Consider the following 19,392-nt stretch of genomic DNA (forward strand, 5'->3'; position numbering starts at 1 on the left):
TGTACTCTTTTTAGGAGGAGCGTCTAGTGAGTGTGTCGCCAAGCTCTTTTTGTATTTCGGCAGGAGTCGCCACAAACGGTTTTGAAAGAATAATGATGTAGTGTCCTGCAAAAGTATTTTGTTCTTTTGAGAGATTTTCTATCGCGGAATATATTTTTCTTCGTAATGCATTTCTACCTACTGCTGTACGAATATGTTTTTTAGGAACAACAACTGCCCATTGTGTTTTTGTGGGAGAGGGGAGGTGTCGTATAGCAAAGTGTGGTGTACGAATAAGTGCGCCAGCTGAAAATGCTGTATCAAACTGTTGTGTGGAGAGTCGTTTGTTTTTAGAAAGCATGAAGCCGGGGGCTTATGCAGAAATCTTTTTTCGTCCCTTGGCACGACGTCGTTTAATCATTCGTCGTCCTGTTGATGTTCTCATACGAACACGAAACCCGTGTGTCATTGCTCGCTTTCTTTTCTTTGGTTGATATTTTCGTTTCATACGATTTCACAAAATCGCGTCGCGCAAGTGTTGATTTTACGAAATCATGTCACGTACCGTCAATTGAGACGTGACACAGAGCGCGACGGGTGCTGGGTGATTAGTTTGGTAGTTAGTAAAAATTGTTGACTTTTGTACTATGTGTTTTGTGTTACCTATTTTATGCTTCCGTTGTCCCCATATTATTAACATAGTTTTCATATTTTTTCAAGCTCACGGCTTGGAGAAGGAGTATATAATAACCAGGCATCAAATCTCCAAATGAACATCACACCAACAGACACAAAAACATTATGGAAAGAAGTTCTTGGAATGATAGAGCTAACGGTGTCTAAGGCGGTATTTCGGACATGGTTTAAAGACACCCACATCGTCAAGGTAGAGGACGGGGTGGTATTTGTGGGTGTTCCAAACCTCTTTGCAAAGGATTGGGTGTCTGAAAAACACCACAAAATGATATTGAAGAGCCTCCGTGACATATCAGACACCATTCGGTCTGTTGAATACATCATTTCTACAAAAGCACCAAGTGAGACCAAGATACAATCATATACTCAGGTTTCCCCCGGAAACTCGCCCGACGAACTTCCTCTACGAGACCTCTACATCAATAAATTAGACAACCTTAACCCGCGATACACCTTTGACACGTTTGTGGTTGGGTCATTCAACGAGCTCGCCTATGCGGCCGCACAGGCGATTTTAGAGCGCCCCGGAACACGATATAACCCATTTTTTGTGTACGGGCAGACCGGTCACGGGAAAACACACCTTATTCAAGCAGTGGGAAACGAGATGCGAAAAAAATATCCGGACAAAAAAGTGTACTACGTAACATCTGAACGATTTGCACAAGATCTTGTCAATTCAATTCAACTTAATACAACAAGTAATTTTAAAGAAAAATATAGAAAGTTTGATGTGTTAATTATGGATGATGTCCAATTTCTTTCAAATAAAGAAAAAATGCAGGAGGAGCTCTTCCATTTATTTAATGAAATTTATGATAAAAATGGTCAAATTATCTTTTCCTCGGATAGACACCCTAACTATATACAAAGCCTTGCTGAACGTCTTAAATCACGCTTTAACGCTGGTATGACGGTGGATATACCGGCGCCTGATTCTGAGTCACGAATGGCGATTGTAAAAACGAAAGCGGCTGAAAATAATATTGTGTTGTCTGATGAGATTGTAACCTACCTATCACACTCCATGGATGGAAACATTCGGGAGATTGAGGGGGCGCTTAACTCAATTATGTGCCAAATTTTACTCAAAAAGAGAGATTTAAGCCTTCAAGAAATTAAAGAGGTGGTTAAAAACAATATAAAACCGAAAAAAATGGTTGCTGTGAAGGATGTGGTAAAGATTGTTGCTGGTTTTTACAATCTTGATGAAGAAAGTATTTATAAAAAGAGTCGTAAAAAAGAAGTGGTAAAACCACGGCAGGTAATTATGTATATTCTTCGTGAAGATTTTGCACTACCATATCCAACCATTGGTCAAAAACTTGGTGGGAGAGACCACACAACGGTTATTCATTCGTATGAAAAAATTAAAAGGGAATTAGAAACAGATCATCAGTTGGGCCAAGAATTAACTCAGGTTCGTGCGATGTTATAGGTGTGGATATGTTTTGTATAAGTGTGTGTAGTACTTCTGTATAAATAGAGTAAGAAATGTGTTTAAAAAACGTATAAAAACCTAAAAATCTGAACATCGCTTTTTTAATCATTTTTTATCTTCCCTCTATACAATTCAATTCACAAGGCACTTTCTAAAAAACCAATACAACACACGGCCTTAAAAACTTATACACATATTCACCCTCTTAATAGTAATAATAAGTTTTATATATATGAAAATACTCCTACAAAAAGAACATCTGTATAACGCTCTGGTGGCAACAGAAAGAGTCACTGGAAAAAATCTTTCTCTCCCAGTTCTTCGGTGTGTTCTTTTGATTGCAGAAAAAAAAGAGCTTGTTGTGAGGGCAACAAACTTAGATATTGGAGTTGAAGTACGAGTTCCCGCAGATGTTTCAGAAGAGGGAACGGTTGCTGTTCCTGCAGACACTCTTTTTACACTTCTTTCCACACTTTCTTATGAAGGTCCACTAACTCTTTCTCTTGTAGACGGATCAATTGTGCTTTCAACGCCAAAAAGTACAACCCGTGTTGCCACACTTTCTCATGAAGATTTTCCACGATTACCAAAAATATCAGACAATCATCTTTTTACTATTCAGGCAAAAGATTTTGTTACAGGACTAAAAAGCGTGTGGTGGAGTGCCTCGGTTTCAAGTATTAAACCAGAACTTTCAAGTATTTATTTATACCAAAACGGCGAACACCTTGTGTGTGTTGCAACAGACTCGTTTCGTCTTGCTGAGAAAAAAATAAAAATTTCAAAAACAGAAAAACTTGACTCACTTCTTATTCCACTTAAAAACGTCGTTGAAATTATACGGCATCTTGAAAATTTTTCCGGCGACATTTCTGTGTATGGAGACGTACACCAGATTGGCTTTACGCTTGGAAACACGTACATCACCTCCCGTGTTGTTGACGGAGTATTTCCAGACTACAAACAAATTATTCCGAAAACATTTGAAACAGAGATGACACTTTTAAAACAAGATCTTGCAGATGCACTTAAACATGTTCGAATTTTTTCAGGACAATTTAATAAACTATTGGTTAGTATTAACCATACAAAAAAACAATGTGTCGTTCAAACAACAAACCCTGAATCGGGTGAAAGTAGCGTCTCTCTTGATGCGGCAATTACAGGTCCGGATATTACTATGAGCTTTAATTATGCGTACATACTTGATGCTCTCCAAACGGTTGCAACAGATTCAGTAACCCTACAATTTGCTGGGGTTGGAAAACCAACACAAATTCGCAGTGTGGGAGATCAATCATTTTTGTACATTGTGATGCCAATGAACCGATAAGTATGAGAGGAATACTTGATTTTTTGTCACGATACAAAGAAATTACACCACCAGACATCGTGGTGCGAAGAAAACTTATTGATGTTATTGAAGAAAAAACAAAAATACGATTAGAAGGAAAGGATGTTCGTATTATTGGGCCTGTTGCGTATTGTGGTGTTGAAAGCGGTTTAAAAAACATGCTCTTTTTAAAAAAAGAAGATATTTTACAACGTCTTGAAGAAACCCTCGGGAAAAAAATAGTAAAAGATATTCAATAGGTGTATTTATCCCGTTAGAGAATACCCCGTAGCAAACCACGGGGCTTATGTTGTACGAGCGCGGGGTCTAGTCCCCCGTGTAAGTTCTCTAGCGGGACTTATTTAAGTGAAAATGATTTTGTGACACCAACCTTACTGCCATCTGTTTTGTGGAAGATAAAATAGAGTGCGTTTTCTTCCTCGAGTGTTAAATCTGAATCAATAGGAAACGAGAGGGAGTACGAACCGCGAACAACATCAGGAACCACGGTATTATTTATTAACACCTCGGTCTGGTTATTATTATAGCCAGCAGGGAGTGTGAGTCTAAGAGAAATAGTGTCGTCTTTTTGATAGGATGACTTAAGTCCAGTTATACCAATATCTCCTGAGGTAGCCCCGGTGTCCGAGTTTGATGTAGAAAGTGGTGTGTTGGTAATAATTTTTACACCAGATGAATATCCGTTTTGTGCTGCCCACGCGCGTACGGGGTACTCCCAGTATGCGTATTGAGGGTCATTTGAGGGATTGCTTGGAGCAGGGCCGGTTGGGTCGTCGGTATTTATCCAATGAAGAACATCATGCACATTTTGGGTCACCTCAATTTTACGAAATGCATCAGGGGTATTGTTTTTTGCGGGACTGCCTGTTCGTGAATCTATTTCTTGAGTATCTCCTCCTTGCCAAATACCCAAGAGAACGGGTTTGTTTGAGGTTGATTTTTCTGGACTTGAAAAATGTGAGTCGGGATATTTTTGTAAAGCTACGTCCATAAAACGGTGCCACAGTGGGGCAATAACAAATCCAGCAACCTTTTTGTCAATAGGTGTGTTGTCGTTGTTTCCTCCCCACGCACCAACGGCAATGTTCGGTGTATATCCGATAATCCACACATCACGGTAGTCATTTGTGGTTCCCGTTTTTACCGCAACATCAGTACTTGGAAAATATAACGCAGACGCTGCTCCAAACGACGGTGTGCGTGCGATATTGTCAGACAAGATGCTTGATATTTGTCGTGCAATATTTTGCTCCAATACACGAGAGGGGTGTTCAGAAAATTGTTCAAGCACAGTCCCATCAGAACGTTCAACTTTGAGAATAGATTTTGTTTCGTTGCGTATGCCCCCATTACCAAACACACCGTATGCACTTGTAAGGTCCAGTAAGGTTACTTCTCCACCACCAAGCACCAACGTGAGACCGTATCGTGACGCGTCTGCAAGTGTTGAAATGCCCATATCTCGGGCGGTCTTAATAGATGCAGTAATTCCAGCAAGATAGAGTGCTTTCACCGCAGGAATGTTAATTGACTGTGCAAGTGCGCTGCGAATACTTATTGGTCCACGAAACTTGGAATCGTAGTTTTCAGGATAGTAACAAGGTGTTGCACTTTTTGTACTTGTTACGGGGCACGCAGTTGAAAATTGTGTTGGAAGATCAAAGAGAACTGTTTCAGGTGTGATTCCTTTTTTAAAAGCGGTTGCATAGACAAATGGTTTGAACGCAGACCCAGGTTGTCGTTTTGCCGTCGCGATGTTTACATTTCCATCTATTGCGGTATCAAAATAATCACGTGAACCAACCATGACAAGAATCTGACCAGTTTTTGGGTCAACGGCAACGAGACCAGCATTTTCTGCTTTAAATTTTGCTTCGTTTTCTAGCGCCCCCTCCCGTACAATTTCCTCTGCCTGTTCCTGTAATTCATAATCAAGTGTTGTAATGACACGCAGCCCATCTTCTTCAAGTGCGTTTTGTCCATACTTTTGCTCAAGGTATTGAAGAATATAAAAAACAAAATGAGGCGCAAGGAGTCCTTTTTCTGGACGAGGTTTAAACTCCACCTTTTCTATTTTTGCAGTGTCATACTCTTCTTGTGTAATAAATTTGTCTTCAAGCATTCGGCTTAACACAAGATTTTTTCTATCCTCAAGCTTGTCTACGTTGTCACCATACGGAGAATAAAACGTTGGGGCTTGAGGAAGTGCGGCGAGATATGCAGATTCAGACAAAGTAATTTCTGAGGCATCTTTATGAAAAAAAGTACGACTGGCTTCTTCAACACCATACACACTTCCTCCATATGGTGTTTCATTGAGATACAATGCAAGAATTTCTTCCTTGGAAAGATTTTGTTCCAACTTAAGGGCGAGAACCCACTCTTTTAGTTTTCGTGAAATAGTTTTTTCTTGTGTAAGGAGAGAGTTTTTTACAACTTGTTGAGTAATAGTAGAACCGCCCTGGCTGTACTGAAGGGAAAGAATATTAACAAGAACTGCTCGAAAAAGGGAACTCCACTTAATGCCGTGGTGCTGATAAAACTCAGCATCTTCAATAGCAACGGTTGCGTTTTTGACGTTTCGAGAAATTTGGTCAAATGGAATAACGGTGCGTTGAATATTTTCATGGAGGTCATACAGAAGGACCTCGCCGGTGCGGTCATATATTTTTGTTGACTGCTGGACCTTTCGCTCTTCAAACACATCAAAATCAGGCAATCGCAATGAGGCGGCCCAAAACAAGACAACCCCAGCACCCAAGGCGCCGAGACCAAGAAGCAAGAGTGCTGCTGTGTAGTACGGGTGGTGTTTCTTACGAGTCATAACAAGTATGTGATGATTATATCACGCAGTATTTACGGTAGATATCAAATGGAGCGATGTGGCGCACCATGATACACTACGATGGTATATGACGGCAAAAAAGCAAAAAGATACGGTCATAGTTGATTCTGCGCGCATACAGGAGGTTTTGACGCGCGGTGTCGCCGAAACCATTTCATTTGAGAATTTGAAGAAAAAACTACTGTCTGGAAAACGTTTGCGGGTAAAGCTCGGCATTGACCCAACAAGCCCCAACATACATCTGGGGCGTGCGGTAACCCTTTTGAAGCTAAGAGATTTTCAGGAGCTTGGACATATTCCGGTTTTGATTATTGGAGATGCAACGGGTGTTATAGGCGATACGTCGGACAAAGATTCCGGACGGCCTATGTTGTCATCAAAAGAGGTGAAGAACAATGAAAAAACATACCTCAAACAAATTGAAAAAATAGTTGACCTTTCTCGCGCCGAAGTACACCACAATTCAAAATGGCTGAACAAACTCTCATTTGCAGAAATTGGCGAACAAGCAGACCAGTTTTCAATCTCTGATTTTATTGCGCGGGATATCATTAAGCGCCGACTTGTTGCTGGAAAGCGCGTTTCGCTACGAGAAACACTGTACCCACTTATGCAGGGTTATGACAGTGTGGCAATTAAGGCTGACATTGAGATTGGTGGCACCGACCAACGCTTTAATGTGCTTTCTGGGCGTGTGTTGCAACAACACTATAAACAGGAGTCACAAGATGTCGTCATTATGGAGATGCTTTTGGGAATTGATGGAAGAAAGATGAGTTCAAGTTGGGGAAATATTATTGCACTTACCGATACGCCCAATGTGATGTATGCCAACATCATGCGTGTGCACGATAGTTTGGTAATGAAATATTTTGAAATCTGTACACGTGTTTCAGGAGAAGAAGTGGCACGTTTGCAAAAAGAATTCGCTACTCGTCCACGAGAATTAAAGATGCGATTAGCGCGAGAGATTGTGACACTTTATCACTCACCAGGCGCCGCACAAAAAGCAGAAGAGGAATTTGTAAAAGTGTTTAGCAACAAAGAACTTCCAAGCTCAATGCCGGAGACGCTTATCGGTAACGCGTCTTCATTAGAAGACGTGCTTATGAAAGAGGGGATGGTGCCTTCAAAATCAGAAATCCGTCGACTTATTGAAGGTGGTGGTTTGCGTGATGCAGAAACAGGAGAAAAAATTCACGAAGTGAAGGCCCCTATTTCAAAGTCAATCATTCTCAAGATTGGAAAGAAAAAGTTTCTCAAAATCACCCTTAAACATGTTCCCAAAAAGAAGGAATAACAAAAAACCGCCCTCTTGGCGGTTTTTTGTTTGAGAACTTATAGTTCTTCATCAAGTTCGTCCGAAAGCAATCCAATATCATCATCTTCTTCCTCATCCTCATCGAGTGGTGCAACTGGTTTTGGCACAATAGAATCTTCCTCCTCATCTGGTTCTACAGGAACAGGAACATCTACGGCGTCATCCCACGGAGACAGTGCATCATCGTCCTCTGCGATGAGTGGTGCAAGAGATGCGTCTGCGTCAAACATAGGCTCACTATTAGGTAGTAAAAACGCTGTGCGCGTTTGTATTAGCTCCTCGGCTCGGAAATAAAAGAATGTTTCCTTTTATTTCACTCGCCCCTCGTCGCTAATAATCTCTCACAAAAACAGTGCCAGTGCGAGAGTGGGTATGTTGTACCAAATCATGCGCAGGAGTTCAAGACCCCCCAGACCCTCAGGTGAATAATGTGTGGACAACTGAATAGAAAGGAAAAGAGGGTATACTTTCACCATGAAGGTACTTGGTATAGATCCTGGATATGGCCGCCTCGGTATTTCCGTACTTGAGGGCGACAGACAAAAACAACGCATTCTTTTTTCTGAATGTTTTGTAACTGATTCTAAAGAAGATTTTTCAAAACGACTATTGAAATCAATACGGCGTGTTGAAGCTATTTGTACAGAATATGCTCCTGACGCAGTTGCACTCGAGACGCTTTTTTTTAGTAACAATCAAAAAACTGCAATGAATGTTGCGGAAGTTCGTGGGGCGCTTGTGTATCTTGCAGAAGATAAAGAAATACCGCTTGCTCAATATTCACCACAAGAAATAAAAATGGCAGTGTCTGGATATGGAAAAAGTTCAAAAGCAGATATTGCAACAATGCTTACAAAACTTCTCGTCATCCCAAAGAAAAAAATGTTGGATGATGAATACGATGCAATTGGTGTTGCTCTCACACACCTTGTTAGTGCAAAACACTGACACTACTCGGCGTTTGTATACACCTCCTGCACATCATCATTATCTTCAAGTTCTTCAATGAGGCCGGCGAGTTTCATTCCGTCTTCTTCAGAAAGGGGAATGGTTGTTGATGGCGCCCACCCTTCGGAGGTTTTGGTGAATGCCCAACTTGCCGATCCGGGGGCTGCAAGCGCGAGCCCATTTTCAGAAAGAAGGTGTTTCATTTCTTGAGATGTTCTGTTTTTGCTATCGGTGAGTCCTTCAATAATAAGCGCACAGCCCCCCGGTCCGTATGCCTCATAGGTTACTTTTTCATCAGCAACGGTGTTTTGGGCACTTTGTATTGATCGGTCGATATTATCTTTGGGCATATTTGCTACACGCGCTTTTTCAATAGCCGCCTTGAGGGTTGGTGCGTTGAGGTCACCCTTCGTAACCCGGGCCTCCGTTTTGATGAGTTTCACCAGTTTGGTAAAGAGTTTTCCGCGTTGTGCATCAACGGCACCCTTCTTTTGCTTTATTTGGCTCCACTTATTGTGTCCGGACATGGTTGATTTTTTAAGAGCTGAGCGATTAAAAAATCTCCACCCCACCCTCTTAATTTATCTAGTATATCAAAGAACGGAAGAAATTTTTAGAGGGCGGGGTTCTCAAAAAATATAGTTGCTCGCGAGACTCGCGCCTTATTTTTTGGAAAAACAAAGGACGCACCGAGGTGCGTCCGAAACCGTGCCGACATGTAAGCCATTAGAATTTCCAGCACCTACACAGGCGGGCGGGGGGTGAGGTGTGGAGACTTCAGCGCGCGAAGCTCCATTTGGGAGCCGTGCACAAACCATAACACCAGACCCCCAACAAGACCGAGGATGAACACAAGCCAGTTTGCACGTGAGAGGTCGGTGGTTAGGGGGTGAAACCTTGTCGCCGGAAAGAGTGGTGAAAAAAGTATCACCAATGCGAATGCCCAGTTTTGCAACAAAAATCCTCCAGACAGGCGCTCAAGAACACATAGCGCTCCGACCATAACAAGAGGAAACCAAACCGCTTTCAAAAACTCCCACAGAAGGAATGCAAACCACAACACAATCAGGGTTGCCACTTCGCCGAGCGTTTCCATAAGTACCCTCCTTTGGAAAACAACACCGAGAACGTCTCTGTCTCTGAAGGTACCACCAGCGCTGTGTAATGCAATAGCCAAAGAAAAAGCCCCGCCTTAGCACAAAGTGCTTCGGCTGGGCGAAAGAACATCTTTTTTGCCAAGGCTCTCTTAGATATTGTATTCATCAACCAAAAAATGAGAGCCACCCGATATCACCCCAGGCCCCTCAGTTGGTGGAGGTGGGGTCTTCTCTTCCTTGGGCCAGTACAACTTGATGGAGTACTTACCCTCGGCGGTCTTGAGAACTTCGTAGCCAGCTTCTTCGAGCGCCTTGCAGAGATTGAAAAAAATCTCCTGGTACCCCTTGAATGACGTGGTTGCGCTCTCGCTTCTTTCGCGAAGACTGAGGCTTGGCTCGCGGGCTTGAGACACCTCCGTTTGAAGATCACTGGCAATCTTCGATCCAAGACGAAGATTTACAGCAAGCTTGGTGAGTTTCTCATCAACTTCATTTTGTCCGATGAACGAGCTTCGGATGATGAGCTCGTTCCGAAGCTCTTTGAGTTTCTTCAGGATGAGGAAGGTAAGAAGAACAATTCCCATACATCCAAGAGAAAAGAGGACAATGATATTGGAATCGGTTGGAACACCATCTCGAAACGCCAACATTCCGATGGATGTGAGTACAAACAGAGTACAAGCACCCCACAATCTTTTTGTGACAGAGACATCCGACAAATCATATTTCAAATCTCGTTTCACATCCACCTCCTCCCGCTTTTTGCGGGTGACGTTCCCGCCACAATGGGCCCATGAGATCTGCTCGTGAGCAGAGACGATCCGCGCCTCTCAAGGAACATTCGAAACAACAATACGCTTTTGGAGCGTGGTGTCAATCGTATAGAAAAAGCCCCGCCGCGCACTTGCGTGCAGGCGGGGCGGGGCATTAGCCACCAGTCGTTCCTCCCAATGAGGGGGAATTCGGAAGCTTCGTCCCGGGCCAGAATTCCTTCTCGAATCGCTCGGCATCCTCCTGAACTCTGCGGATGATCTGTGCAATCACGGCCCGCAATTTCTCCGGCGAGTCGAACTGGGCCAAGGTGCTCAGCCGTTCGGAGATGAGAATGGCGGGCATCATCACCTGGGGCGGGGTTCCCACCTCGTACAACCTTCTGAGGATGTAGTCGGCGTGGTACTTGATGAGCTCTTCGTCACCCTGCAGTCGAGTTTCGGGCATTTCAGCCTCCTTGTTGTTGGTGAACAGGTTCGGAAAGTATTATATTTTAAAATATACTTTTGTCAAGTCTACAGGAGTGACTCTTGATCAGCTGGTTTTGCACCAATATGTGCACGTCCTTTACCTGTAATGATACGTCCGCGAGGGGAGCGTTCAATAAAACCAAGTTGCATGAGATATGGTTCGTACACTTCTTCAATAGTTGCGGAGTCTTCTGACAGAGAAGCTGCAAGTGTTGAGAGTCCGACGGGTCCGCCGTTGAACGTGTCAACAATAAGTGAAAGTAATTTTTGGTCTGTCGGCGTGAGTCCGCACTCATCAATACCAAGAAGTGTGAGGGCGTCGAGCACAACCTCGTGTGTAACATCTTTTTTGTGTACTTGTGCAAAATCGCGCACGCGTTTGAGCAAATAGTTTGCTGTGCGTGGTGTTGAGCGGCTTCGTTTTGCAATTTCTTTCAATGCGGAAGCATCGGCCTCTACGCCAAGCAGTTTCGCTGAGCGTTTGAGAATAGAAAAAATTTCTTCGTCAGTATAAAACTCCAATCGAAACATTCCTCCAGAAAAACGTGAACGAAGTGGAGCAGAAAGAAGTGCAATGCGCGTTGTTGCGGCAATCAAGGTGAATGGTGGAAGATCCAATTGCACCGTGCGTGCTGACGGACCCTTGCCGATGATGATATCGAGACGCCCCGACTCCATGGCGGGGTAGAGAACTTCTTCAATTGCAGGATTAAGACGATGGATTTCATCAATAAACAAAATATCGTTTGGTGAAAGATTGGTGAGCACCGACGCGAGGTCACCAACGCGTTCAATTGCTGGGCCCGAAGTAATTTTAATTGCGTTGTTCAGTTCGTGAGCAATGAGGTGTGCAAGTGTTGTCTTTCCAAGACCCGCCGGTCCATAAAAAAGGATATGTTCTGGTGCATGCCCGCGCTCTTTTGCGGCAGACAATAAAATATGAAGGTTGTCTTTTGTTTGAGATTGTCCGATGTACTCGTTCCAGTGAGTTGGGCGAAGAGAAGCATCCAAATACACATCGCGGATTTCTTTTGGGGTCTCCTCGGCGGGTTTTTTGGAGGGACTTGAGCCCGTTAGAGTTTTTTCTTTATCGGAAAAAGATGTCATAGGAGTATGTGCCCATTTTACAGGGTATTTTGATGTGGTCCAAGATAAAACTTTAACGGGCTTGACATTCTCAATCAAGTATGCTAGGATACTGTTGTTCTTTTCAGAAGCGGTTTCAGTAAGGGGTGGCGCACGGAAAGTCCTCTCAAGAGGAACGAATATTTTCTCGTGCTTACTTAACAGACAGGCGAGAAACCTCTAAGCAAACGTCATGGTCACATGCACAAAGTCGGTGAGGACCCGTTGGTTGTCTCGATCTCGCATCGAGGTAGCGAACAGTATCCTGAACAGATAATGTGGTTTTGCTTAGAGATTTCTCTTCTGTTAACCTACCCTTTATACTACTCGTTATTAAGAAATAAGGAAAGCCACACCATATACTGCGGTGTGGCTTTCTTGTTTTGTAAAGTTTTTGTTTTCTAACCACCAACCCCTTACTTCTAACTTCCAATATCTATTATTTTGGAGCGGGTCTTTTGTGTTTTGTCTACTTTTTAGATTTCAGGTGTTGGTGGTGCAGCTTTTTCTTCGGTTGTTAAATCCACCACACGCTCAATTTCCTCAAGTGTTGTTTTGCCTTCAAGGACTTTCATAACACCATCTTGAGCCAGTGTGAGAAGACCTTGAAGGTCCGCAGCTTTTCTAATTTCACGTTCAGATGGTGAGGATTCAATAATGTCTTCAATTGCGGCGTTCACGATAATTCCTTCATACAAACCCATACGACCCTTATATCCAAGGCCGTTGCATGCCTCACAGCCACCCTCTCCTGCATGCCACACACGTTCTCGTTGTAGGCTTGCTATTTTACTTGTATCAACAACGGTTCCGAGAACGGCATCAATTTTTTCTTTTTCAACACCCTCGAGAGGTACTTCTTTTTTACATTTTTCACAGAGTATTCGCACAAGTCGTTGTGCAAGTGCAAGTGTAAGAGCAGAACCTAAAATACGAGGATTGATTCCAATGTCGATAAGTCGTGTGAACGCTCCAGCAGCAGAGTTGGTGTGGAGTGTTGAGAACACAAGGTGACCGGTGAGTGCGGCGTGAATGGCAATTTCCGCAGTTTCATTGTCTCGAATTTCACCCACCATGATGATGTCAGGGTCTTGTCGAAGGGCCGCACGTAGTCCGCTTTGAAATGTGTAATCGTGCCCACTATCAACCTGCGTTTGGACGACACCCTTCAAGTGATACTCGATTGGGTCTTCAATGGTGATAATTTTGATATCGGGCGTGTGTACTTTTTTGAGGAATGCGTACAGTGTCGTTGTTTTTCCTGAACCCGTTGGACCAGTAGTGAGAATAAGTCCATTTGGTTTGGCAATTGCAGCGGTTATAATTGCAAACAAATCATCGCGCATACCAAGCCTTTCAATAGACACAGAGATTGAGTCAGGGTTTAAAATACGCATTACGATAGACTCACCATATTGACCAGGAAGAATTGATGTACGAATTTCAATACTGATATCTTTAAAATTGATACTAAAACGACCGTCCTGTGCCTCGTTTTGTACGTTGAGCTTGAGGGTTGAGAGAAGTTTAAAACGTGAAAGTACAAGGTGATATGTTTCCGAATCAATCGTTGCCACATCGGCGAGCACACCGTCCACTCGCATACGAACACGAACATCTTTTTCCTCGGGTTCTATGTGGATGTCGGATGCTTTTGTTGCAAGGGCACTCGAAAGAAGTACTTCAATAATTCGTGAAATACGGTGTGTCTTTTGCATGGCGAGTGCTTCCACAAAGAGTTTTTTGATGTCTTCAAGATGTCGTACTTGTGCAACAAGCGCGGTCATGTCTTCAGATCCAATATCGAGCATTCCCTTTTTGCTTCCCGCTGTGTATGAAAGATCTTTATATCTGTCCCACACAAATGCAAGGCTGTGTGTTGAGGTAAGAGAGAGTGTCGGAGTGAACCCACGACTCTCAAGCTCGGCAAGAACTGTTTTTGTTGCTGGATTTTCTGGTGCGTGTACCGCCACACTGAGCGCTTTTCCTGTGAGTCCAAACGCAGCAATCATCCCTTCGCGCGCCGATTTTTCTGGAATGATAATAAGCGCGTCTGGATTAATTGGAGAAGAGGTGAGGTCAATGTACGGTATAGAATATTTATTTGAAAGCATGTGCATCAAATCCTCCTCCTCTTGTTCGCGGAGTTGCTCGAACTTTTTATTTTGTTTGTCTTCGTCAAAGGTAATCATTACCTATAGTTTACCCCGTGAGATACACACTGACTATACCTTGTGTGGCTTATGACTCGTACACACTCTTTAAAACGCTTTCAACAACATGCAAATAAAATATCTCACGGGGCGTACCTGGGTATCATGTCGTAGAAAGTACACCATATTCCCACCCTTCATCAATGAGTGAGTATTTTTGGGGGTGGTACAATAGGGTCATGAAAAGGGTGGAATGCCAGTCGCTGGATGAGGTGGGCAAGCTCGCACGAGCTTTTTTGGGTACCCTTGTGTCTAGGGAAGATGGGGCAACACTTGTCATCTTAAAAGGGGATCTTGGTGCGGGTAAAACCGCATTTGTAAAAGAAACGGCGCGATTGCTCGGCATTACGGAACACGTAACAAGTCCGACGTTTGTTATTGAAAAACGCTACACACTTCCTTCCGGCTTACTACCTACTACTTCCTACTTTCGCTCCCTCGTCCACATCGATGCATACAGGATGGAAAGTGCACATGAGCTCGAGGTGCTTGGGTGGCAAGAACTTTTGAAAGAACCAAAAACGCTGGTGATGGTGGAGTGGCCTGAACGAGTTGCAGAAAGTATTCCTGAGGGAGCACACGTTATTGAATGCGAATTTGTAAATGAAACGACACGAGCGTTCACACTATAGTATGGCAAAAAAAGAAACAAAAAAAGAAATAAAACGCCTCGTGCTTCTTGATACACACGCAATTATTCACCGCGCCTACCACGCTCTTCCCGACTTTGCATCCGCAACAGGCGAACCAACAGGTGCTTTGTACGGCCTCTCTGCAATGCTTTTGAAAATGGTTACCGAATTGAAACCGGACTACATTGTCGCTGCATATGATTTACCAAAGCCGACGTACCGGCACGAAGCATTTGCTGGATACAAAGCAACGCGCGTGAAGGCAGAAGATGATTTGATACAACAAATACAAAGAAGTCGGGATGTGCTTGAAGCTCTTTCAATACCGTTGTATGAATGTGAAGGATTTGAGGCAGATGATGTGCTCGGCACCATTGTTGAACAGATGAAAAAAAGAGATGATGTTGAAATCATCATTACCTCTGGTGACATGGACACACTCCAACTTGTGGAGGGAAATCGGGTGCGCGTATTCACGCTTCGCAAAGGAATGCACGACACTATTTTGTATGGAGAAAAAGATGTGAAGACTAGATTTGGTTTTGTACCGAAACTTCTCCCTGATTACAAAGGACTCCGAGGCGACCCGTCCGACAACATTCCTGGGATTGTGGGCATTGGTGAGAAGACGGCGACAACACTTGTGACGACATTTGGTTCGCTTAAGGATATCTATGCAGCTCTCAAAAAAGACGAGGAGAAAGTTATCACTTCTGGTGTAACCGCGCGCACTATAAAACTGTTACAAGAAGGGAAAGAAGACGCTGAATTCTCAAAGATGTTGGCAACAATTCGTCGGGATGTTCCCATCTCATTTACACTGCCACCAAAACCATGGAAAGAGACTCTTGACCTCACCGTTGTCATGAAACTGTTTACCGAACTCGGATTTCGCTCGCTGGTCTCTCGACTCAAAGAGCAATTTGGTCGAAGTGAAAAACTTTTTGAAGACACACCAGAACCAACAAAGGAAGTAATTCCTGAAAAAGATTTTGAGGAAGCGTGTCTAGGTTTGTGGTTACTTAATTCAGATATGACATCACCATCTGAAGAAGACCTGCTTGCATATGCAAAAACTGAATCACTTACCGAAGCACGTACAAAAATTCTTACAGATGTTGCAAAGGAAGGGCTCACTACTGTACTTGAGCAGATTGAAAAACCCCTCACACCCGTTCTTAAAAAAATGACGGCAACAGGTATTCGGCTTGATAGTGAGTATCTCAAAGAATTGTCGCGCGATTACCACAGCGAATTGGATGCGCTTGCACGACGTATTTATCAACATGCGGGAGGTGAGTTTAATATCAATTCACCACGCCAACTCGGAGATGTGCTTTTTGAAAAAATGGGATTGAAGGGTGGTAAAAAAACCGCCACAGGACAACGCTCAACGCGTGAATCAGAATTACAAAAACTTGTTGATACTCATCCGATTATTAATGAAATTTTGGAGCATCGTGAATTGCAAAAACTACTTTCCACTTACATTGACGCATTTCCATCTCTGATTGGCGACGACGGACGTTTACACACAACATTTATGCAGACGGGCACAACAACAGGGCGATTGTCGTCTCAAAATCCAAACTTGCAAAATATTCCAATTCGAACAGAACTTGGGCGTGCGGTACGCGGAGCATTTGTTGCAGAAAAAGGATACGCACTCGTTGCGTTTGATTATTCACAAATTGAATTACGTATTGCGGCGATTATGTCTCGCGATGAAAAGCTAGTGAAGACGTTTCACGAAGGAGGGGACATTCACACAACGGTTGCCGCAGAAATATTTAACGTTGCCCCAGAAGATGTAACTGCCGACATGCGACGAACAACAAAGGTTATTAACTTTGGCGTGCTCTATGGTATGGGCGCGAATGCTCTTGCACAGACAGCAAAAATGCCCCGAAGTGATGCCCAAAAATATCTTGCTGAATACGAAAAAACATTTATTGGTTTACGTGATTATATTTCTAAGGCAAAAGGCGAGGTTCGCAAAAAGGGGTATACGGAAACACTTTTTGGTCGTCGTCGACGGCTCTCCGCTATTCGTTCGCCGTTGCCATTTATGCAAGCCGAAGCGGAACGTCAGGCGGTCAATGCGCCCATTCAAGGTACGTCAGCAGATATCATAAAAATTGCCATGATTCGTGCGGACGAACACATAACAGAGAACAAGCTTTCTGAAGACGTTCGTTTGGTGTTACAAATTCATGACGAATTGATATTTGAAGTGCGCGAAGAAAAAGTTGCCGAGATTGTTCCTATTATTAAAAATATTATGGAGAAAGCCTTACCCGCGGATAAGGCAGGTGGAGTACCCATTCTTACCGAAGCCTCATCAGGAAAGAGGTGGAGTGAGATGAAAAGGGTAAGCACAAAATCCAAAGCATAAATATAATTTAAATGCCCCAGTCTCTAATCTCCAGTATCTAGTCTCTATTTATATGTTATACGTCCTACACGGAACAGATAGAAAAAAGGTGAGAGAGGAATCAAAAAAGATTCTTACAGGTCTCGCGATCAAGCGACCCGGTGCGCAAGTGTTTCGTCTTGTTGATGAAGGAGCAACAATTGAACGTCTTAAAGAACTTCTTGAAAGCACTGGGCTTTTTGAAGCAAAATATATTGTTGTATTGGAGTTTGCTCTTGGTGACGAAATATTTGATGAAGCAATTATGTCGCTAGCACCCGCCCTCGCTGAGTCAAAACATATTTTTGTTATCTTGGAAGAAAAAATAGGAACACCACTACAAAAAGTTTTTGAAGAACATGCAAACAAAGTACAGGAACTCGATCTTCCTAAAGAAGAGAAAAAAAGATTCAACATTTTTGCGCTTACCGACGCGTGCGTTCGTCGTGATAAAAAGAATGCATGGACTGTGTTGCAAAAGGCACTACGCGAAGGAATGGTTCCAGAAGAAATTTTTGGAAGTGTGTGGTGGCAATTTAAAACCCTCGCACTTGTTGATAGAGGCGATACTGAGGGTATGAAACCATTCACTATTACCAAAGCACGAAGTGCCTTGAAACTTTTTTCTCAAGAAGAAATTCATACGTTAACTCATGAACTTGTAACGCTGTACCACGAAGCACGTCGTGAAGGTCCACCGCTTGAAATTGCTTTGGAAAAATTTATTTTGAATTTATAGAGGTGTCCTCTTTCCAAAAAACATCCCGCTCGAGCATGTCTTTGCTGACGACCTCAACGAATTTTTGCATCACAGGAAAACCTTCGGTCGCTTTCCTCTTTCTTTCGATATGGTCTTGATATGTGTGGTGGGTGCGCTTCAAGGAGCGCTCATTGATTGGATCAAAAAGCTCAAATAGTGGCTCAATCTTATCAAGTGCATATGCAAAACGTGCTTCGCGACCGTCTTTTTCAGTGTATGCGCGCCAACTTTCATGCCCAATCTCTCGTAAAGACGGAGGTAGAGATGCAAACACCTCCTCCGCATCAGCTTGTTCACGTTCCTCATCCACTTTTGTTTTCAAGTGATAGGGGATGTCTCCGTGTGTTATCTCACCAAAGTCATGGAACAAGAGAATTCGATATAGCTTTTGAACGTCTAGTTTGTCATCAGGGTCCTCAAAAGGCAAAAAATATTCTGCAAGAAAAAGCAACGCAAACACATGCTCGGCGACGGACTCGTTGTGTACTGTAAGGTCTCGATCCGATGCATACCGCAGCGTCCGCTTGAGTTTATAGGCGACTTTTATCTGTCGCACAGCTTCCATAATCTGTTCGTCGGACAGTTTTGTAGAAATGGATATAGGTTTCATCTTGTCCGCCCGGTTGGATTCGGACCAACGACCCACTCCTTAAAAGGGAGGTGCTCTACCAGGCTGAGCTACGGGCGGTTAAGTGCGGAACATGGACACTGTACAACAAAATTTTCTTCCAGACAAACTTTTTCATTACTTCATGTTTTGTGTTACGTGCTATATGTTACATGCTACATGTTATATGCTACATGTTACATGAACACATACGTCATCCTTGATAACATTCGAAGCGTGCATAATGTCGGTTCTATTTTCCGTACCTGTGATGCTGCGGGTGTTACGAAACTCTACTTGTGTGGACTTACGCCGATACCAGTGGACCGATTCGGGCGCGTGCGAAAAGATATGGCAAAAGTTGCGCTTGGTGCGGAAAAGAACGCTGCGTGGGAGTATGCATACAATACACAGGATGTAATTGAAAAACTAAAACAAGATGGAGTTTGGATTGTTGCCGTTGAGCAAAACCCACATTCAAAGCTCTGTACCGATATATCGGTACAGGGACCGATCGCGTTTGTATTTGGTGGGGAAGTGGCTGGTATTTCAAAAGAAATCCTCAAGATGTGTGATGAAATAATTGAAATTCCTATGCGCGGGAAAAAAGAATCACTCAACGTATCTGTTACTGTCGGCATTATTCTTTTTAGATAAATGACGTCCTCCCCGCAGTAGCCTGCGGGGTTTCCTGTTACATTAAAAAAGGACCGCAATGCT

At 43.3% G+C, this 19,392-nt stretch carries 20 protein-coding genes and 1 tRNA gene; 9 read left to right on the forward strand and 12 right to left on the reverse strand.

Annotated elements, in window-relative coordinates; translation table 11 throughout:
• Positions 1 to 10: 10 nt before the first annotated feature.
• Together NUW02_01115 and rpmH are read right to left on the reverse strand one after the other, a co-directional pair.
• On the reverse strand, positions 11 to 340 hold the full coding sequence (locus NUW02_01115) for a ribonuclease P protein component (GenBank protein ID MCR4274636.1): 330 nt from the start codon (positions 338 to 340) through the stop codon (positions 11 to 13).
• Positions 341 to 352: 12 nt separating this feature from the next.
• Complete coding sequence (gene rpmH / locus NUW02_01120) at positions 353 to 487, reverse strand: 50S ribosomal protein L34 (protein ID MCR4274637.1); 135 nt, start codon at positions 485 to 487, stop codon at positions 353 to 355.
• 261 nt (positions 488 to 748) lie between these two features.
• On the opposite strand from rpmH, the gene dnaA reads away from it, so the two are divergent.
• From dnaA to NUW02_01135, 3 genes are all read left to right on the forward strand, one after another.
• Positions 749 to 2,113 (forward strand): chromosomal replication initiator protein DnaA, encoded by a 1,365-nt coding sequence (gene dnaA, locus NUW02_01125; protein MCR4274638.1) that lies wholly within the window; start codon positions 749 to 751, stop codon positions 2,111 to 2,113.
• A 235-nt stretch (positions 2,114 to 2,348) separates the two neighbouring features.
• Entirely contained in the window at positions 2,349 to 3,449 is a 1,101-nt protein-coding gene (dnaN, locus tag NUW02_01130; GenBank protein MCR4274639.1) for a DNA polymerase III subunit beta, read from the forward strand.
• Between the two features lie 2 nt (positions 3,450 to 3,451).
• The gene (locus tag NUW02_01135; protein MCR4274640.1) at positions 3,452 to 3,709 is read left to right on the forward strand and encodes a hypothetical protein; all 258 of its coding nucleotides are present in this window, start codon (positions 3,452 to 3,454) and stop codon (positions 3,707 to 3,709) included.
• Between the two features lie 98 nt (positions 3,710 to 3,807).
• On the opposite strand, the gene NUW02_01140 is transcribed toward NUW02_01135, so the two are convergent.
• Positions 3,808 to 6,294 carry a PBP1A family penicillin-binding protein gene (locus tag NUW02_01140; GenBank protein ID MCR4274641.1) on the reverse strand — a complete coding sequence of 829 codons (2,487 nt, stop codon included), beginning with the start codon at positions 6,292 to 6,294 and terminating at the stop codon, positions 3,808 to 3,810.
• Positions 6,295 to 6,382: 88 nt separating this feature from the next.
• On the opposite strand from NUW02_01140, the gene tyrS reads away from it, so the two are divergent.
• Positions 6,383 to 7,615: a tyrosine--tRNA ligase gene (tyrS, locus tag NUW02_01145; protein MCR4274642.1), complete on the forward strand. Its 1,233-nt coding sequence runs from the start codon at positions 6,383 to 6,385 to the stop codon at positions 7,613 to 7,615.
• A 38-nt stretch (positions 7,616 to 7,653) separates the two neighbouring features.
• On the opposite strand, the gene NUW02_01150 is transcribed toward tyrS, so the two are convergent.
• Positions 7,654 to 7,866 (reverse strand): hypothetical protein, encoded by a 213-nt coding sequence (locus tag NUW02_01150; protein MCR4274643.1) that lies wholly within the window; start codon positions 7,864 to 7,866, stop codon positions 7,654 to 7,656.
• 244 nt (positions 7,867 to 8,110) lie between these two features.
• On the opposite strand from NUW02_01150, the gene NUW02_01155 reads away from it, so the two are divergent.
• Complete coding sequence (locus NUW02_01155) at positions 8,111 to 8,584, forward strand: crossover junction endodeoxyribonuclease RuvC (protein ID MCR4274644.1); 474 nt, start codon at positions 8,111 to 8,113, stop codon at positions 8,582 to 8,584.
• A gap of 2 nt (positions 8,585 to 8,586) precedes the next feature.
• On the opposite strand, the gene NUW02_01160 is transcribed toward NUW02_01155, so the two are convergent.
• From NUW02_01160 to NUW02_01185, 6 genes are all read right to left on the reverse strand, one after another.
• A complete protein-coding gene (locus tag NUW02_01160; GenBank protein ID MCR4274645.1) occupies positions 8,587 to 9,111 on the reverse strand; it encodes a YebC/PmpR family DNA-binding transcriptional regulator in 525 nt (174 codons plus the stop codon).
• 215 nt (positions 9,112 to 9,326) lie between these two features.
• Positions 9,327 to 9,680, reverse strand: a complete 354-nt coding sequence (locus tag NUW02_01165; protein ID MCR4274646.1) for a hypothetical protein — start codon at positions 9,678 to 9,680, stop codon at positions 9,327 to 9,329.
• A 150-nt stretch (positions 9,681 to 9,830) separates the two neighbouring features.
• Positions 9,831 to 10,424 (reverse strand): hypothetical protein, encoded by a 594-nt coding sequence (locus NUW02_01170; GenBank protein ID MCR4274647.1) that lies wholly within the window; start codon positions 10,422 to 10,424, stop codon positions 9,831 to 9,833.
• A gap of 184 nt (positions 10,425 to 10,608) precedes the next feature.
• Positions 10,609 to 10,899 carry a hypothetical protein gene (locus NUW02_01175; GenBank protein MCR4274648.1) on the reverse strand — a complete coding sequence of 97 codons (291 nt, stop codon included), beginning with the start codon at positions 10,897 to 10,899 and terminating at the stop codon, positions 10,609 to 10,611.
• A gap of 68 nt (positions 10,900 to 10,967) precedes the next feature.
• Complete coding sequence (gene ruvB / locus NUW02_01180) at positions 10,968 to 12,029, reverse strand: Holliday junction branch migration DNA helicase RuvB (protein MCR4274649.1); 1,062 nt, start codon at positions 12,027 to 12,029, stop codon at positions 10,968 to 10,970.
• A gap of 494 nt (positions 12,030 to 12,523) precedes the next feature.
• Positions 12,524 to 14,239, reverse strand: coding sequence for a GspE/PulE family protein (locus tag NUW02_01185; GenBank protein MCR4274650.1), 1,716 nt, complete (start codon positions 14,237 to 14,239; stop codon positions 12,524 to 12,526).
• 200 nt (positions 14,240 to 14,439) lie between these two features.
• On the opposite strand from NUW02_01185, the gene tsaE reads away from it, so the two are divergent.
• Genes tsaE through NUW02_01200 form a run of 3 tightly spaced genes read left to right on the forward strand, consistent with a single transcriptional unit; the run spans position 14,440 to position 18,044 of the window.
• Entirely contained in the window at positions 14,440 to 14,892 is a 453-nt protein-coding gene (gene tsaE / locus NUW02_01190) for a tRNA (adenosine(37)-N6)-threonylcarbamoyltransferase complex ATPase subunit type 1 TsaE (protein ID MCR4274651.1), read from the forward strand.
• A gap of 1 nt (position 14,893) precedes the next feature.
• Complete coding sequence (locus NUW02_01195) at positions 14,894 to 17,287, forward strand: DNA polymerase (GenBank protein ID MCR4274652.1); 2,394 nt, start codon at positions 14,894 to 14,896, stop codon at positions 17,285 to 17,287.
• A gap of 52 nt (positions 17,288 to 17,339) precedes the next feature.
• A complete protein-coding gene (locus NUW02_01200) occupies positions 17,340 to 18,044 on the forward strand; it encodes a hypothetical protein (protein ID MCR4274653.1) in 705 nt (234 codons plus the stop codon).
• Here the strand turns inward: NUW02_01200 and NUW02_01205 are convergent.
• Together NUW02_01205 and NUW02_01210 are read right to left on the reverse strand one after the other, a co-directional pair.
• Positions 18,028 to 18,675 (reverse strand): HD domain-containing protein, encoded by a 648-nt coding sequence (locus NUW02_01205; GenBank protein MCR4274654.1) that lies wholly within the window; start codon positions 18,673 to 18,675, stop codon positions 18,028 to 18,030. The two genes, NUW02_01200 and NUW02_01205, sit on opposite strands and share 17 nt — an antisense overlap.
• 4 nt (positions 18,676 to 18,679) lie before the next feature.
• Positions 18,680 to 18,753, reverse strand: a tRNA-Lys gene (locus tag NUW02_01210).
• A 120-nt stretch (positions 18,754 to 18,873) separates the two neighbouring features.
• Here NUW02_01210 and NUW02_01215 point away from each other — a divergent pair.
• Positions 18,874 to 19,329: a TrmH family RNA methyltransferase gene (locus NUW02_01215; protein ID MCR4274655.1), complete on the forward strand. Its 456-nt coding sequence runs from the start codon at positions 18,874 to 18,876 to the stop codon at positions 19,327 to 19,329.
• Positions 19,330 to 19,392 lie beyond the last annotated feature (63 nt).

The sequence above is a fragment of the Candidatus Campbellbacteria bacterium genome, from assembly GCA_024653945.1.
In the GTDB taxonomy this organism is placed as follows: Bacteria; Patescibacteriota; Minisyncoccia; order Phycocordibacterales; family EsbW-18; genus EsbW-18.

Bases quoted from the DNA above. Each gene is read 5' to 3' on its own strand.
- dnaN (MCR4274639.1), top strand. From the start codon at position 2,349: ATGAAAATACTCCTACAAAAAGAACATCTGTATAACGCTCTGGTGGCA.
- NUW02_01135 (MCR4274640.1), top strand. From the start codon at position 3,452: ATGAGAGGAATACTTGATTTTTTGTCACGATACAAAGAAATTACACCA.
- NUW02_01165 (MCR4274646.1), bottom strand. From the start codon at position 9,680: ATGGAAACGCTCGGCGAAGTGGCAACCCTGATTGTGTTGTGGTTTGCA.
- dnaA (MCR4274638.1), top strand. From the start codon at position 749: ATGAACATCACACCAACAGACACAAAAACATTATGGAAAGAAGTTCTT.
- NUW02_01195 (MCR4274652.1), top strand. From the start codon at position 14,894: ATGGCAAAAAAAGAAACAAAAAAAGAAATAAAACGCCTCGTGCTTCTT.
- NUW02_01155 (MCR4274644.1), top strand. From the start codon at position 8,111: ATGAAGGTACTTGGTATAGATCCTGGATATGGCCGCCTCGGTATTTCC.
- ruvB (MCR4274649.1), bottom strand. From the start codon at position 12,029: ATGACATCTTTTTCCGATAAAGAAAAAACTCTAACGGGCTCAAGTCCC.
- NUW02_01115 (MCR4274636.1), bottom strand. From the start codon at position 340: ATGCTTTCTAAAAACAAACGACTCTCCACACAACAGTTTGATACAGCA.
- rpmH (MCR4274637.1), bottom strand. From the start codon at position 487: ATGAAACGAAAATATCAACCAAAGAAAAGAAAGCGAGCAATGACACAC.
- NUW02_01150 (MCR4274643.1), bottom strand. From the start codon at position 7,866: ATGTTTGACGCAGACGCATCTCTTGCACCACTCATCGCAGAGGACGAT.
- tsaE (MCR4274651.1), top strand. From the start codon at position 14,440: ATGAAAAGGGTGGAATGCCAGTCGCTGGATGAGGTGGGCAAGCTCGCA.
- NUW02_01185 (MCR4274650.1), bottom strand. From the start codon at position 14,239: ATGATTACCTTTGACGAAGACAAACAAAATAAAAAGTTCGAGCAACTC.
- NUW02_01140 (MCR4274641.1), bottom strand. From the start codon at position 6,294: ATGACTCGTAAGAAACACCACCCGTACTACACAGCAGCACTCTTGCTT.
- NUW02_01215 (MCR4274655.1), top strand. From the start codon at position 18,874: ATGAACACATACGTCATCCTTGATAACATTCGAAGCGTGCATAATGTC.
- NUW02_01205 (MCR4274654.1), bottom strand. From the start codon at position 18,675: ATGAAACCTATATCCATTTCTACAAAACTGTCCGACGAACAGATTATG.
- NUW02_01200 (MCR4274653.1), top strand. From the start codon at position 17,340: ATGTTATACGTCCTACACGGAACAGATAGAAAAAAGGTGAGAGAGGAA.
- NUW02_01160 (MCR4274645.1), bottom strand. From the start codon at position 9,111: ATGTCCGGACACAATAAGTGGAGCCAAATAAAGCAAAAGAAGGGTGCC.
- tyrS (MCR4274642.1), top strand. From the start codon at position 6,383: ATGACGGCAAAAAAGCAAAAAGATACGGTCATAGTTGATTCTGCGCGC.
- NUW02_01175 (MCR4274648.1), bottom strand. From the start codon at position 10,899: ATGCCCGAAACTCGACTGCAGGGTGACGAAGAGCTCATCAAGTACCAC.